General features: G+C 64.0%; 12 protein-coding genes and 1 tRNA gene. 3 read left to right on the forward strand and 10 right to left on the reverse strand.

From position 1 onward, the window contains the following. Positions 1-40: 40 nt before the first annotated feature. The 4 genes from V5F75_RS00755 to V5F75_RS00770 form a co-directional block, all read right to left on the reverse strand. Positions 41-1,258, reverse strand: coding sequence for a (R)-mandelonitrile lyase (locus tag V5F75_RS00755; protein WP_394034407.1), 1,218 nt, complete (start codon positions 1,256-1,258; stop codon positions 41-43). A gap of 397 nt (positions 1,259-1,655) precedes the next feature. After that, positions 1,656-2,396 (reverse strand): SDR family oxidoreductase, encoded by a 741-nt coding sequence (locus V5F75_RS00760; protein WP_394034283.1) that lies wholly within the window; start codon positions 2,394-2,396, stop codon positions 1,656-1,658. Between the two features lie 76 nt (positions 2,397-2,472). After that, positions 2,473-3,462: an aldo/keto reductase gene (locus V5F75_RS00765; RefSeq protein WP_394034284.1), complete on the reverse strand. Its 990-nt coding sequence runs from the start codon at positions 3,460-3,462 to the stop codon at positions 2,473-2,475. Between the two features lie 345 nt (positions 3,463-3,807). Further along, positions 3,808-3,882 (reverse strand) — tRNA-Gly (locus tag V5F75_RS00770). A 319-nt stretch (positions 3,883-4,201) separates the two neighbouring features. Between V5F75_RS00770 and V5F75_RS00775 the strand changes: the two genes are divergently transcribed. Further along, positions 4,202-5,098, forward strand: a complete 897-nt coding sequence (locus tag V5F75_RS00775; RefSeq protein ID WP_394034285.1) for a TIGR01459 family HAD-type hydrolase — start codon at positions 4,202-4,204, stop codon at positions 5,096-5,098. Positions 5,099-5,228: 130 nt separating this feature from the next. Beyond that, entirely contained in the window at positions 5,229-6,182 is a 954-nt protein-coding gene (locus V5F75_RS00780; RefSeq protein ID WP_394034286.1) for a bifunctional riboflavin kinase/FAD synthetase, read from the forward strand. A 61-nt stretch (positions 6,183-6,243) separates the two neighbouring features. Here V5F75_RS00780 and V5F75_RS00785 read toward each other — a convergent pair whose 3' ends face one another. From V5F75_RS00785 to V5F75_RS00810, 6 genes are all read right to left on the reverse strand, one after another. Continuing rightward, positions 6,244-7,194: a hypothetical protein gene (locus V5F75_RS00785; RefSeq protein WP_509212130.1), complete on the reverse strand. Its 951-nt coding sequence runs from the start codon at positions 7,192-7,194 to the stop codon at positions 6,244-6,246. A gap of 188 nt (positions 7,195-7,382) precedes the next feature. Next, entirely contained in the window at positions 7,383-8,852 is a 1,470-nt protein-coding gene (locus tag V5F75_RS00790) for a class I SAM-dependent methyltransferase (protein ID WP_394034288.1), read from the reverse strand. Continuing rightward, positions 8,849-9,781, reverse strand: coding sequence for an NAD-dependent epimerase/dehydratase family protein (locus tag V5F75_RS00795; protein ID WP_394034289.1), 933 nt, complete (start codon positions 9,779-9,781; stop codon positions 8,849-8,851). Before V5F75_RS00795 ends, V5F75_RS00790 begins: the two co-directional genes overlap by 4 nt. A gap of 95 nt (positions 9,782-9,876) precedes the next feature. Beyond that, positions 9,877-10,734, reverse strand: coding sequence for a class I SAM-dependent methyltransferase (locus V5F75_RS00800; RefSeq protein ID WP_394034290.1), 858 nt, complete (start codon positions 10,732-10,734; stop codon positions 9,877-9,879). Between the two features lie 86 nt (positions 10,735-10,820). Then, positions 10,821-11,540 carry a glycosyltransferase family 2 protein gene (locus V5F75_RS00805; RefSeq protein WP_394034291.1) on the reverse strand — a complete coding sequence of 240 codons (720 nt, stop codon included), beginning with the start codon at positions 11,538-11,540 and terminating at the stop codon, positions 10,821-10,823. Continuing rightward, on the reverse strand, positions 11,533-13,776 hold the full coding sequence (locus V5F75_RS00810) for a glycosyltransferase family 4 protein (RefSeq protein ID WP_394034292.1): 2,244 nt from the start codon (positions 13,774-13,776) through the stop codon (positions 11,533-11,535). Before V5F75_RS00810 ends, V5F75_RS00805 begins: the two co-directional genes overlap by 8 nt. A gap of 439 nt (positions 13,777-14,215) precedes the next feature. Here V5F75_RS00810 and V5F75_RS00815 point away from each other — a divergent pair, with 439 nt between their 5' ends. Continuing rightward, complete coding sequence (locus V5F75_RS00815; RefSeq protein ID WP_394034293.1) at positions 14,216-15,457, forward strand: aminotransferase class I/II-fold pyridoxal phosphate-dependent enzyme; 1,242 nt, start codon at positions 14,216-14,218, stop codon at positions 15,455-15,457. Positions 15,458-15,483 lie beyond the last annotated feature (26 nt).

The raw sequence follows: 15,483 nt of genomic DNA on the forward strand, positions 1-15,483 counted from the left end.
GAAAATGCTCCAGGAAACGCGCCCGCCCGCCCCGGCAGCGTCAGTCGCGCGCGCCGCCCGAGGGAGCCGGCCCGGCGCCATAGACCGCGTCCGGCACCTGCTCCATCCAGGTCACCACGCTTCCGTCGAGCGCTTCGGCGATGGCGAAATGCGTCATCGCCGCATCGGCGGCCGCGCCGTGCCAATGGCGCACGTTGGGCGCGATCCACACCACGTCGCCCGGCCGGACCTCCTCGATCGGGCCACCCTCCTTCTGCACCCAGCCCCGGCCGGAGACGATGTAGAGCGTCTGGCCGAGCGGATGGGTGTGCCAGGCCGTCCGCGCGCCCGCCGAGAACGCGACCACGGCACCGCCGATGCGCGCGGGCGCGTCGCCCTGGTAACGCCCGAAGATGCGCACCTTGCCCGTGAAATAATCCGGCGCGCCCTCGGTGCCCGCCTCGGGAGCGTCGCGAACGATGCGCAGGCCCCCCTCGTCCACCGGTTTGGCCGGCGCCGCCCCACGGCCGGCGAGCACGAGCTTCAGGACCGGAACGGCGGACATGGCCCTTGGCCAGCCCGCGTAAAAGGCGAGATGCGCAGGCACTTCGGCAACCTCGGCCGGGGTCAGGCCGTTGTCCATGGCCCGGTTGGCGTGAAACGGGAGCTGCTCGGGCTGGCCGATGGCGATCAGCGCCGCCATGGTCGCGAGGCTGCGGTCGCGCGGGGCGAGATCAGGCCGCCGCCACAGGTCTGCGAACAGCACGCGGTTGGTCAGCTCGGCCAGGGCGGGCGCCGTGGGCGCGACGGCGCTCTCGACGGTCGCGGCGCGGGCCGCTTCCGCCGCGGCTTCTGGCGCGATGCGATCCGCAGCGCTCTGCGCGACCGGGCCGATGCCGCGCTCATCGAACACCGTCTTGACCTCCGTGACGGCAGAGATCGCGTTCGGCCAGCCGGAGTAGAAAGCGAGCTGGGTGATCAGCTCGCCGATTTCGTCCGGCCTCACCCCATTGTCGAGGGCGCGGCGGACGTGCGCGGCGATCTGCGCCGTCCTGCCGGTCGAGATCAGCGCGGCGAGGGTGATGAGGCTGCGGTCGCGCGAGGCGAGCGCGGGGCGGCTCCAGACCTCGCCGAACAGCACGTCGTCGGTGAAGTGGCCGAGGCCGGGCGCCACCTCATAGACGGCGGGCGGGGCCACACGCGCGCGCCGGCTGTCCTGCGCCTCGACCCCGGTGGCGGAAAGGGCGGCGACCGCGACGCCGGTGGCGATGCTCTTCATGCTCATGCGTTCCTCTGAAAATCTGGGCGGCCTGCGGGCGGAAGCCGCGTGCACGGGAGGCTGCCGATGCCGGCTCGCACGATCACCCGGCCCCTGGGCCGGAGCGGGCGGTCGGCAAGCCCCCCGGCCAGCGCGAAGCCGAGGATGCCGATGCCGCAATGGACGGCGCCGGCCTGCGCCGAAACCGCGCCCGTCCGCTCAGGGGAAATCCGCGAGCGCGCGGGCAATGGGGTTGGCGACGATGAAGGCGGCGGCGGAGACACGAGCACGCGCCCGCCATGCCTTCCCATCTCACCGCGCACGGCATCGCCCTGGCCGATGCCACCGCCACGTCGCAGGGAAAGCTCCCGGCCCTGGCGTCTTCGTCCCGCCTCCGATCGCGCCACGCGCATCGGCGTCACAGCTCCTGCGCCGTGGGGCGGAACAGGATCTCGTTCACATCCACCTCATCCGGCTGGCCGATGGCGAAGGCCACCATGCGCGCGAAGCTCTCGGCGGGGATGGCCACCGCTTCGTAAAAGTCCCGGATGCCCTTTGCGACATCCGCCTCGGTGACGCTCTGCGGCAGCTCGGAGCGGACCGCGCCGGGCGAGATGATGGTGGTGCGGATGTTGTAAGGCTTCACCTCCTGGCGCAGCCCCTCCGAGAGCATGCGCACCGCCGCCTTGGTGGCGGCGTAGACGGCGCTGCCCGGCCGCACCTTGTGGCCGGCGACCGAGGACACGTTGATAATGTGGCCGCTCTTCTGCGCCGTCATGTGCGGCAAGGCGGCGGCGATGCCGTAGAGCACGCCCTTGAGGTTGACGTCGATCATGCGGTCCCAGTCATCGATCTTGCCGCGCTCCAGCGGCGAATGGGGCATGAGGCCGGCATTGTTGAGAATGACGTCCAGCCGCCCATGCACGGCCGCGGCGGTGTCGACGAGGTGCTTCACCTGGGCGGCGTCGGTGACATCGGTCGCGACTGCCGCCGCGGCGGGCAGGCCGAGCTCTCCGGCCAGCGCCTGAAGCCGGTCGAGCCGGCGCGCGCCGAGGACGAGCTTTGCGCCCTCGGCAGCGAGATGCCGTGCGGTGGCCGCGCCGAGGCCGCTGCTGGCGCCGGTGATGACCACGACCTTGCCTGCAATGTTGTTGCTCATGGCGCTGCTCCTTTGTTCATGCCGTGGGACGGTGAGCCGGACATGGCGATCGGCCCTCCATCCGGCCGCCCCCGGCTCAACGGCCGGTGGTGGCCATGAGCTGCTCGGGATAGCGCTCGCCCTCGATGTCGATCTCGCCGAGCGCCGTCCTGATCTCCGCAAGATCGGTCGCGGTCAGCTCCACGTTCACGGCGCCGAGGTTTTCCTCGAGCCTGTTCATCTTGGTGGTGCCGGGGATCGGCACGATCCACGGCTTCTGCGCCAGGAGCCAGGCGAGCGCGATCTGGGCCGGCGTCGCCTTCCTGCCGGCGGCGATGCGCTTCAGGAGGTCCACCAGCGCCAGATTCTTCTCGATGGCCTCTGGAGTGAAGCGCGGCAGGATCTTGCGGAAGTCGTTCTCGTCGAGCTTCGTATCCCTGCCGATCGTGCCGGTCAGGAACCCCTTGCCGAGGGGGCTGTAGGGCACGAGGCCGATACCGAGCTCCTCGCAGGTCTCAAGGATGCCATTGTTCTCGGGGCCGCGCGTCCAGAGGGAATATTCGTTCTGCAGCGCCGTGACCGGCTGGACGGCATGGGCGCGGCGCACGGTCTGAGCACCAGGCTCGGACAGGCCGAAATGCCTCACCTTGCCCGCCGCGATCAGTTCCCTGACGGCCCCCGCGACCTCCTCGATGGGCACGTCGGGATCGACGCGATGCTGGTAGAACAGGTCGATGGCATCGATGCCGAGGCGCTTCAACGCGGCATCGGCAACCGCCTTGATGTGCTCCGGCCGGCTGTTCATGCCCGCCATCCTGCCGTCAACGATATTGAAGCCGAACTTGGTGGCGATCACCACCCGGTCCCGGACAGGACGCAGGGCCTCGCCGACGATCTCCTCATTGGTGAAGGGGCCATAGACTTCGGCCGTATCGAAGAAGGTCACGCCGAGGTCCACCGCCCTGCGGATCAGCGCGATGGCCTCGTCCTTGCCCAGGGAGTGGCCATAGCTGAAATTCAGCCCCATGCAGCCAAAGCCGAGAGCCGAGACCTCAAGGCCGCCCTTGCCGAGTGTGCGCTTCTGCATGGCTTGTCTTTCCGTGGATCCAAAGGCCAGGACGGGCCTTCGGTGCACGGAAGATAGGAGGTGTCCTGGCCGGCGATTAGGCGTTCAATACCGCATGAACTTATACGCGGGGTTCATTAGTCCCCGGCCGCGCATCTCCTCGGCGAATGGCGTCCAGACGCGATGCCGGCGTGGCCGCGAGCGGGTCCATGACCGGATCGCGGGCCACCAACGAAGGAAGATCGATTTTTGGGATTTTCGGGCTTCTCTGCCGCGCTTCCGCCGAATGCGCACCCTTCGTTCCACCTCCGGCAGCCATCCAGCCTGCAAGAGCGGTCGTATCACGTTGATATATTTTTGGAAAATTGGAGCGGGCGATGGGAATCGAACCCACGACATACAGCTTGGGAAGCTGTCGTTCTACCACTGAACTACGCCCGCGATGGGATGCACCATAGCCAAGGCCCATGCCTCGCAGCAAGAGGCAAGCCGCATTTGCCCACACGCGAGACACGATCCCTGCCCCGCGGAGCGAGCGGCCGAATGGGGCGGCGGGGAGTTGGCCCCCGTTCCGCCCCCTGCGGCGCCCGCGTTCTCCTACGGCCTTGCAGCGACGCCCGAGCGCCCCAGGTCCGCCGGCAGATGCGCTCCCCGCCTGCCTTCCGGTCCCCGCCGTGGCGGCGCCAGCCTTGCGCAGGGCGCTCTTGTGGTCCGCCCGCGCCCGTGGCACCTGTGCGCCGCACACAAGGGAGACGATGGCATGGCTGAAGGCACCCCGGCGGCAACCCAGATCGGCGCGCCCCCGCTCATCTCCGGGCTTTCGGCGTTCGCCGGCGATTACGACCTGATCCTGTGCGACGTGTGGGGCGTGGTGCACAACGGGGTCCATGCCTTCCCGGCCGCCTGCGCCGCCCTCGGCCGGGCGCGGGCCCGGGGCGCCAGCGTGGTGCTGGTCTCGAACGCCCCGCGCCCCCACCCCGCCATCATCGCCATGCTCGACGGCTTCGGCGTGCCGCGCAGCAGCTACGACGCGGTGGTCACCTCCGGCGACGTCACCCGCGCCCTGCTGGCGGCCCGCGCCGGGGCCCGCGTGTTCCACCTGGGGCCGGAGCGCGACCTCGGCACCTACGAGGGGCTGGACGTGGTGCTCTCCCCGCTCGACGAGGCCGACCTCGTGGTGTGCACCGGCCTGTTCGACGACGACACGGAAACCCCGGACGACTACGCCGACATGCTCGCGCAGATGAAGGCGCGCGACCTGTCCTTCATCTGCGCCAATCCGGACCTGGTAGTGGAGCGGGGCGCGAGCCTCGTCTACTGCGCCGGCGCCATCGCCAAGGCCTATGAGGACATCGGCGGCGGCACCGTCTATTGCGGCAAGCCCTACCTGCCCATCTACGAGACCGCCCTCGCCCAGGCCGACGCGGTGCGTGGCGGACCGGTGGACCGCGCGCGCGTGCTCGGCATCGGCGATGCGCTGCGCACGGACATCGCCGGCGCGGAAGCCGCCGGCTTCGACAGCCTGTTCATCGCCGGGGGCATCCACGCCGTCGAACTGAAGGCGGTGGATGGGGCGGTGCCCGACAGCGCCTCCCTCGCCGCCCTGTTCGAGGGCCATGCCCACCCGCGCGGGGTGATGCCGCGCCTTGCGTGGTGAGGCACGCACGCCTCCCTTGACGCACCGGCGCGCCTGCGCCTAGAGCCTTTCGCCATCAAGGCTGGTGCGCCACGGCGGCACCCGCCCGCGCCGAAGAGGGCTCCGTCCACACAGGATTCGCACGCCGCCGATGCCAGATTCCCCTTCCCCCGCCTTCGTCGTCCTGCGCGGGCCGCAGCCGCTTCCGGCGGACATGGCCCGGCCGGTGCTCGCCATCGGCAATTTCGACGGCGTCCACCGGGGCCATCGCGCGGTATTCGACACCGCGCGCGACATGGCGAGGGAGAAGGGCGTGGCGACACTGGCGCTGACCTTCGAGCCGCATCCGCGCACCTTCTTCAACCCTCAGACCGCGCCCTTCCGCCTCACGCCCGAAGCCACCAAGCTGCGGCAGATCGAGGCCGCGGGCCTTGCCGGCGCCATCGTGCTGCCGTTCGACCACGCGCTCGCCACCATGGAGGCGGAAGCCTTCGTGCGCGACATCCTGGTGGGGCGCTACGGGGTCAGCGGCATCGCGGTGGGCTTTGATTTCCATTTCGGCCGGGCCCGCGCCGGCTCGCCCGCCTTCCTGGAAGGGGCGGGGCGGCGCCACGGCTTCGCCGTCACCGTGGTGGATCCCATGCGCGACGAAGACGACCCCATCTCCTCCACCGCCATCCGCAAGGCGCTGGCCGCGGGCCAGGTGGGCCATGCCGCCCACATGCTGGGCCGGCCCTTCTCCGTGAGCGCCGAGGTGCGCCACGGCGACAAGCGCGGCCGCACCATCGGCTTTCCCACCGCCAATCTCGCCCTGCCGGCGGATCTCGAGCTGGCCTTCGGCATCTACGCGGTGCGGGCGGTGACGCCGGACGGGCAGCACCATGACGGGGTCGCCAATTTCGGCCGCCGCCCCACCTTCGACAACGGCGCGCCGCTGCTGGAGGTCCACATCTTCGACTTCACCGGCGACCTCTACGGCCAGCGCATCGAGGTGGAGTTCCACGCCTACCTGCGGCCGGAGCTGAAGTTCGACGGCATCGACGCCCTGGTGGCCCAGATCGCCGAAGACGCCCGCCGCGCCCGCGCCGTGCTGAAGAAGGCCTGACGTCTCCCGGACGCTGGCGACGGCTGCCGCACGACACACCGCAGACGCTGGCGACGACAGGTCAGCGCCCGCGCCGCGCCTGGATCCGGTTCTGCCTTCGGAGGAAATCCCGAATGAGCTCCTGCTTCAGCCTCGCGGTATCCCCCGCCCCTCTTCTCACCGCAACCGTCTGCCAGAGGGATTGATCAAGGCGCGATCTTTCCTCGAGCAAGGCAAAGGCCTCCGGCGTCAGCTCCCGATCAAGATCGACTGGGAACAGCTCGCATGCCGGACGCGTCTCATTCATCCGTGGCAACACGAACGGAACGCCGATCCACTTCTCGACATTGGCGACGAAGTCAGGATTCTCCAGGTAATCGATGAAATCGAAGCGGCGGACCTCCGCCTCCACGTCCAGTAGGATCGCCTGATCGTTACGCCGCTCGATGAAGGCCCCGTCCGGGACACGAACATCGGGCCACAAGACCATACGCGTCGCGACATTGTCGATCTGGCATGCGATCTCCGGATCCCGCAAGAAGTCCACCAGGGCGCCTCGTGCCCGAAGCACGCGCCGGGACCACGCCGGCCCCCAGCCCGTCAGCTCATCATCGCTGAACTGTCGCCAATAGAGCCAATGCGAGAGTATTCTGGATATCGGCTCTCGCAAAACAACGCATGTATTGGCATTCGGATAATAACGACGGACCGTCGATAGGGCAAAATGGCCGCCGATAAAATCCACCTCCTTCGGCAAGGGCTCTGAAGGAGCATAGATCGATGCTCTTATGTCAGGCTGGATCGTGGCGAATTCAGAAAATGAGCCGAAGACGCAATGGTCGAATCCAGATACAATGCTCGACGCATTTAAGGCAGCCGCCAGCGCACTGTTAAAGGCTGTTCCGGCGGATTTGGGTATATGCAGAAAAAATGTGGCCCCGGCCCCTATTTTTTGGCGCTCTTCAAATGCCCATTTACCAGAATGCACAAATAGACATTTGGCAACATCTGCAATATACACGTTCAACTGCACCCTCATTTCTCTGTCCGCCGGCTTGCGCCTCGCGCTCCGCTGCGCCCGGCCCCTCAAGCACCCCGCTTCTGCGCGCGGCGTCAATTTCAAGGAATTCTCGCGCCTCGCCGCGCCCGCTCACGCGGAGGTCTCCGCGCCTCTGGAAGACACGCTTCCCCACGCGGCGGCCTCACCGACGCGAACGCATTCTACGGCCGAAGAAAGCGCTCCAGGTGAGAATAGAACAGGCGCGGCACATTCGGGTCTGCGACGTGCCGCGGCACCACTACCTCACCGCGCCAAGCAACCCCCATCACCTGCATGGTATTCCAGACGGCGACATTCCAGCCCGCATCCTGAAACACGGCCAGCCCGCGCGCCACATGCGGCGACGTCATGTCGTGAAACATCACCGCGGCATCCGCGGCAGAATGCTCCAGAACCGCACGGGCATCGTCCTCCGGAGCATCACCGTCGTGATTGCCGTCGATGAAAGCGAAGGACCAGGGTTCGTTGGCACGCGCACGGGCCACCTCAACCGCAGCCGGAGAAAAAAGCGGCCAGAGGTGATAGGAGGCCGGCGACTGAACCGCATCAAGAGTCACGCGCACCAGCCGGTCGCGCTCCGGTTCCGCGAAAGCCGGATCGATCAGGTCAAGCTCCAGCCCTGCGGCACGCAGGTGCGCGGCCGTCCAAGCAAAATGAGTGCCAATTTCCAGCCCGCGCCTTCCGCAGAATTGCTTGGCCACATTGTAGAGGCAGGTCGCCTCCTCATAGGAGGCGTTGCCCGTCGGAATGGAGCTCGTGTTACGCCGATCACTACGGAAGACGTGCGGGGCGGAAGGGCGCAGGTGAGGCCAGTTAATGGCCCACGGGTTCACCGGTTCAGCGGCGGGAAATAGATGCTGAAGCCCTGGGTCCTCCATGTCCGGAGGCACATAGTCATAGCGCTCCACCTCGACATTCGTCGCCGGTTCAGTCTTCACGAACGCACGGCCGGTGTAATCCACCGCCCACAACAGCGGCCTCCGCCCCCTCCGCGCCGGATCGGAGAAATAGGTTTCCACCGCCTTGCATGCGCCCTGCCAATGGCCAAAATCATCGATGATGACCGGCGCCCCCGCATTCACACGCGGATAGAGATGCTCAAGCTCAGCCAGCGTGCTGTCATAGAAGTCCGTATCAAGCCGCAGAAGCGCGATGGACAGCGTCTGCGTCCGCGGCAACGTTTCCCGGACATCTCCGCGTACGTAGTGCAGCAGACGCGGATCATACCCCGTGGAGGCGAGTGCCCGCTCGACCTCCTCCAGCCCGGCGCGAGCCACTACGAGCTCGGAGATGCGCTCCCCATACCCCCCCTCCATCAGCTCGCGGGCCGCAACGCCATTCAAATCACGATCTGCGTCGGAGGGCTCCGTCATGCCCTCGAAAGTATCGAACAGAAATATATCCCTGCTCACGCGCCGTTCCAAAAGAGCCAGGGCCATGAGCATGGCCGACCCCCCCTTCCACACCCCGCATTCCACGAACACGCCGGGAATGTCGTTGTCGACGACGTGATTCACCGCCGACCAAAGCGCATACCCGCGTTCCGGCGACGTCATCGTAAACGGCGAGACCAGCTCCCAAACGCGCCGGAACTCGGGCGATATGTCCAGCGGCCACGTTGCCGACATCATGACAAGCTTTCCTCTCGAGCCATCTCCCAGGCTCGCTGAATGGACGAGATTGTTGCCTCCAGAGGCGTTCGCGCGGTCCAGTTCAATTCCCGCTGGGCTTTGCCGCAGTCGAGCACGGAATAGGGAACATCGACCGCGCGCCCGGAAAGGTTCGTACGCGCAATGGGCAGGCCCGTCATCGCCTCCACCAGATCGACGACCTCGAGAATACGCCGGCCGACGCCGGAGCCGATGTTCCAAGTGCTCTGCGTGTAATCCCGACTGCCCGCAACACTCAAAATGGCGTCGGCGACATCGTCCGCATCGATAAAATCCCGAACCTGCACTCCACCATTGAATAATTTGATCCCTTCGCCACGCAGGGCAGCCCGCAATGCAACCGTCACGATGCCGTGGGCGGGGTTCGATTGCCACCGCCCAACCGGGTTGGATACTCGTAAGATCGCATGGCTCAATCCGCGTGTGCGCCCCAGAAAACGCAGCGCCTCCTCGGTCGCGAGCTTTCCATAGCCATAAGCGGAAATGGGACGCGCCGGCGCGGATTCGCGAATCGGAGCCGCGTGGCCGGCCCCATAGACCGTCCCGCCGGAGGACACAAAAATGATCCTGAGATACGGATTGGCGCGCTGCGCCCGGTCAAAGATCTCGAACGCTGGCGCGACGTTGGCCGAAAGCTCTCGAGCGGGCTGCTGCTCGAATGTTGCTGGCACAGACGTGGAGGCAAGATAGACAAGAGTATTGTACTCGGCGAACACGCTGTCTCCACGCTCGGAAAGATCCGCCAAGGACATTGCAGCCACGCCCGGCGCGTATTCCGCGAGAAATGAAAGGTCAGGGCCTCGGGAAGCCACCACCGCCCGCGTGCCGCGCTTCGACACAGCTTCACATAGGTGCTTCCCGATGAAGCCGGTGCCGCCGAGTATCAACATAGATACATCCGCCATTTTAGATAACGCGCTAGCAAGCGTTCAGACACGTTACATCACCATGCCGAAAAGACGCTCGTCCAGAGCTCTACCTACGCTTATTTTCGCTTTTGAATGAGCACTACATCCTGAAAATCTGGGCATCTGCGCCGAATATCTAAAATGTTCACAAGTCGACCCCATGTTGATCGAATATATTCCTCTTTATAGAAGACGTTGCTTGAATATGAAGCATCCGCTTTCCAACGCAGAACCAACCGATTTCCTGAGAAACTCCGCCCCTCGGAAAGCACCTTGGCGCCTTCAGGATGCGCGCGCGTTGCCTCAAACAGCGGCCAACCCTCCGCCATATCCACGAGCGTCTTCTCCGTATGCACGGTGATCCACGCGAGCCCGCCGGGACGCAACAAGCGCATCAACTCCATCAGCCACGTCGTCTCGAGTGTCTCGATGTGAGTGAAGACGGGAAAAGCAGTAACCAGGTCCAGGCTCTCATCCGGCAACGGAATGCTGGGAATCGAATTGTTTTGGAAAACCATACAATTACTTTGCAGAAATGCGTTACACCATTCCACATGCAGCCTGTTGATGTCACAGCCCAGCGTGCGAACGTGAGGATACTGTACCCCGAAATGCCGAATGGCTCGACCCGACGCACAGCCGAGATCCAGATACGAACGCACAGCGACCCCGTAAGTGCGTGCGGCCTCAAGCAACATTTCGGCATCGCGCAGCCCACTTGCCCAATAGCTGAAATGATCTGGACCGTAATATCCCTCTCTATCCTTTATCTCCGGAAGCGAGTAAACATCATTTTTTATGGCCTCCTGAAAATCAAGTTCTCCCCACTCTGCCATGTGTGCATCTAATTCAAAATATTCGGATGCGGGACGCAGGACATGGAACTTTTGCTCCACATCGGAGTTCACTGAAATGAAATTTTCCCAACCGCTCATCTGTGGAACTCCGATATTTACATGACGCGCTTCAGCCGACATTCAGTGACAAGCTGGCAGCATCATTGATGCTCTTGCGCTGCATCTCACACGCCAAGCGGCCAAACCGTGCCGCCTTTCTCATTGACCAATGCAGACTGGGATCCCTTGCGCCGACGCTTGAAATGCACCGTATTGGGCGCGGGCTTATGTGCGATACCTGCGGCAAGGGTCAGACAGTTCCAATGCCAGTCCTCGTGGCCGAATCCGATCTGAAGATCGTTTCTTCTGAACGGAAACCGACGATAGACGGACGTCTTCGCGAAGGCCATTGCATCCCAGTAATTTGCCCACTCAAGATAGGCGTTATCGAAGAACGGCCCCTCTGAATCGATATGCCACCAGATATTTTTCTCGCCGCCGAAGATGACATTACATGCCGAGTGCGCAACGGCATCGGGCCGCTCCCGCACGAGGCGCAATGCCTCCGTGAGCCAGTTGAATGACCACAAGTCGTCTGCATCGAGAAAGGCTATGTATTCCCCAGACGCGAACTCGGCGGCCCGATTTCGAGCCTGGCCGGGATCACCCTCCTGCGTCTCGTAGATTTTGGCAACGTTCGCCAACGCATTCGACAAGACTGCCGATGTGGTCGCATCCGCCCGATCGAGAACGAGAATAACCTCGACCCTCACCCGCTCACACTGCACGACATGATCAATCGCCTGCAAAGCACTTCGCGCCGTGGCGGCGGAGATCACGCCCTCCCTGTGAGCGGTAATGGCGACTGAAATGTCGGGTGCGCCCTTGCCGCCAGCCTCAGTCATTTCGTCCATCCTGCTGCAGAAAGGCGCCCAGGGCTTGGTCGTAGGCTTCCCGCGTATAATTCGCGCGCACGCGCTCTTGAAGTCTTCGCACTCGGGCAGCCCTCTGCTCCGTGCTCGCCAAAAAGCGTCTGATGATTGCAACGTATTCTTCAGTTCCGGCACACTCCGGCACCGGCCAGCCCGTCGTCTCATCGATCAGTTCCGGCACGCCGCCCACCGAACTCGCGACAATGGGCATGCCGAGCCCCGCGAATTCGATCAGGATCGTTGGCATGCCATCCCACGCGGAGGTATAGAGCAGTCCATCGCAATCCCGCAGTGGAAGCTCTTCATAATTCTTGAATGGTGCATTCAAGATAAGATTGGATGGGAAGTTGTCGCGAGATGGCTCCGCATCCAGAACCGCTTTCCCCCAACACTGGAAAGAAACATCCGGCATAGCCCGCGCGATCTCGACAACCAGATCAAAGCGCTTCTGACGATCAAGCCGTCCGGTCCATAGCAGGACAGGACGCGCGCGCCGACCGCGGCGAGCCAGTTGAGCGTCGACCAGAGGTTCGTCCTCAGCCTGCGAGACGCGCGGCGTGCGAAGTACGACGAGCTTCTTGCGCAACTCGTCCGGCAGGCACAATCGGCTAGAGAGGATATCCTTCAAATACTCTGTATCTAGCAGCGCCGCCTTTAGAAATGGTAGAATATTGGCAAAGAAGCTGACGGGATAGCCAGCCTCCTGCCCGGCGGGCGTCCGATCAGCACAGAAATAATAGCAGAACAGGTTCGTCTGCAGCTGCAGTCTAGCGCCGTAATCGACGAATGTTTCGAACGCTATCCGGCTATTCACGTTGAAGACGTTTTTTGGCTCCAATGCGCGGATGAGCTCGTAGAGCACGCGTTTTTTGACGGCGTCACTGAGGGGCTGCAGCCATTTGGACAGATCAACCGTGTCCATTTCCGCGGGAAACCAGTCCGGACGCGCCCAATCGGACTGCTCAGTGCGGATGAGAATGGTATCGCCACGTTTGACGAGACTGCGCGCGAGCACACCGCCGACGAAATCCGCTCCACCAAGCTTGCAGAACGGCGTGAAAATCACATTCGCATAAGTGCCGGGCACTTGCCGCCGTATCAGTTCATACAGGCGGTAGTTGTCATCGTGCCAAGGCGCCATAAGGGAAAGATCCCCCACCTTCGGCGCCTGAATCTCGGGCTCCAGCAAAATGGCGCGAGCCATGATCTCCGCCATTTCCGGCGACCGCCAGAAATCGAGATTTGCCTGCAGGATTGAGCCAACGTCTGGCCTCTTCGCCATCCGAACGATGAAATCACGAGCCAGGGCAGTTTGATTTTGGGGATGCACGACTGCGGTGATGGCAACCGTAGGAAGAAAGCTACGACCCTCGTTCAAACCGTGCTGAATGAAGTGAAGAAATGGCCACTCGGCATAGGCGAGAAGATCCGGATTTAGATCCTGATAAGATTCGTCATTATACCAGCTTACTGGACTGATGCGATTTGGAATTCCGAATTTCAGCCAATGCAGGAATGAGGCATCGGGATCCGCAGGCGGACAGAGGTTGCGAGCGCGCGCCTGACTACAATAGAACCCTCCATCAAACAAAGGACCGGGACGCAGACCGCGGCCGAAGTCAAAGACCAAATAGCGGATGAAGCACTCTGAATCGGACACCGTTTCCGGCAAGCCATGGCGCTGCCGCACCTCGTCCGCCGAAAACATTGGAGTGACGACATCTCGAAGCACACGCCCCTGCAGTACATTTGGCTCCAGAGAAATGCGGCCGATGAAGCGCTCTATGTCTCCAGAATATTGAGATATGAAATATTCGAACTCCTCGATCGGGCTCGTTAAAAATCCTGCGTCTCGCCCTTCCTCCACGTAGTGGAGCAGAGGACAGCGATCTCCCAGGAGAGCAGCGTATTTCTGCTGATAAAACCTCGTGTTGAACGCGGGACTCGGATCTCTCCCCTCACGCCAGCCGTGTTTGAGGTAATGCCACAGAGGCTCCACCCGGGCGGATGCGACATCCGGGTTTTGAGAAAGATAAAAGGTTTCATCGAAATAATTTGCGACGCGCTCTTTGAGTCCAGGAGCTGCCCCCGCCCCCCGCCCATCACGAATCGCACCGGAACCGCCGAAGGTCTTTTCGCCAGCTTCGGGGACACCTTTTTTTTGACTGAATAAACGAAGCCCTCGGCTCGCCGATTGAGAACCCTTCACCCCACGCCCCCACCATGCGACCAGCCATTAGGTACCTATGGTACGCTCTTAGTGGCAGCACGATGGTTGCAATCATATTTTTTGTCAATCAGAAGTTGTTCACCTCAAGGCGACGTTCGCGCACGGAGCCTTGCTGAGGTAGGCTCCACCGAAAGCCTCGCTTGGGAAGGCGGTTGATCCTCGACGCGGCACGCGAAGGCTGCCGACGTAACGGCGGCAACGCAAAATCCCTTGCCCATCTCGCCTTCGAGAGTTTAAGTGATATTTTTATTGTATTTATTTCATTTAAATTTAATTATATACTTATTTGCATTGGGCATTGTTTTGGTGATTTCATATGATATATGTGATGTAATTGGTTATTTTTATTTACCACACTTTAACCGCGCCTGGCGCACAGTGGCGCAAATCGATTTTTCGCGCGCCGAGGCTGCCCATCTTGCCCGCCACCATTCCCGCGCCGGCCTCCACGGAGGACCGCCGCTCGCCCTTCATCCGCCTCGCCGAGCTCCTGGCCGGCATCGAGGCCGGCCGCCCGGCGCTCAGCGCCGCCGTGGGCGAGCCGCAGCATGCCATGCCCGATTTCGTGGGCCCGGTGCTGGCCGGCAACCTCGCCGGCTTCGGCCGCTATCCGCGCGCGGAGGGCACGCCCACCTTCCGTGCTGCCGCCGCCCACTGGCTGGAGCGCCGCTACGCCCTCGCCCGCCCGCTCGATGCAGACCGCGAGGTGCTGGCGCTCAATGGCTCGCGCGAGGGGCTGTTCTCGGCCGCCATCGTGGCACGGCGCCTCGTGGGGCCGCGCAGGCTCGCGGCCGGGCAGAAGCCGGCCATGCTGCTGCCTAACCCCTTCTACGCCGCCTATGCCGCAGGTGCCGAGGCCGCCGGCTGCGAGGCCGTGGTGCTGCCCACCAGCGCCGAGACCGGATGGCTGCCGGACCTCGACGCCCTCGACCCCGCGCTGCTCGACCGCACGGTGGCCATCTACATCGCCTCCCCCGCCAATCCGCAAGGCGCGGTCGCCTCCCCCGCCTACCTGCGCCGCGCGCTGGAGCTGGCGCGCCGGCACGGCGCCTTCCTGTTCTCCGACGAATGCTATTCGGAGATCTACCTCGGCACCGAGAAGCCGGCCGGCATCCTGGAGGTGGCGGAAGGGGACTTCACCGGCGCCGTGGCCTTCAACTCGCTGTCCAAGCGCTCCTCGCTGCCGGGACTGCGCTGCGGCTTCTGCGCCGGCGACGCGGCCTTCCTCAAGGAGTTCCTGGCGTTCCGCTGGGTGGCGGCGCCGCAGGTGCCGGAGCCGCTCCAGGCGGTGGCGGTGGCGGCGCTGGAGGACGAGGCCCACGTGGTCCACTCGCGCGATCTCTATCGCGCCAAGTTCGACCTCGCCGACACTATCATCGGCGCGCGCTTCGGCTACCGGCGCCCCGGCGGCGGCTTCTTCCTGTGGCTCGACGTGTCGCACCTCGCGCGCGAAGGGCGCACGGGCGGCGAGGCAGCGGCGCTGCGGCTGTGGCGCGAGCAGGGCCTGCGCACCGTGCCGGGCGGCTATCTCGCCCGCCGCGACATCACCGGCACCAATCCGGCCGAGGGCTGGCTGCGCGTCGCCCTGGTGCATGACATTCCCACATCGGAAGAGGTGCTGAAGCGCCTCGTCGCCGGCCTCGCGCCCGCGCTGGACTGAAGGAGAGCTGCGCCCCATGCCTGCGA

Origin of the sequence: Xanthobacter albus, from assembly GCF_043194895.2 — a bacterium.
GTDB lineage: Bacteria > Pseudomonadota > Alphaproteobacteria > Rhizobiales > Xanthobacteraceae > Xanthobacter.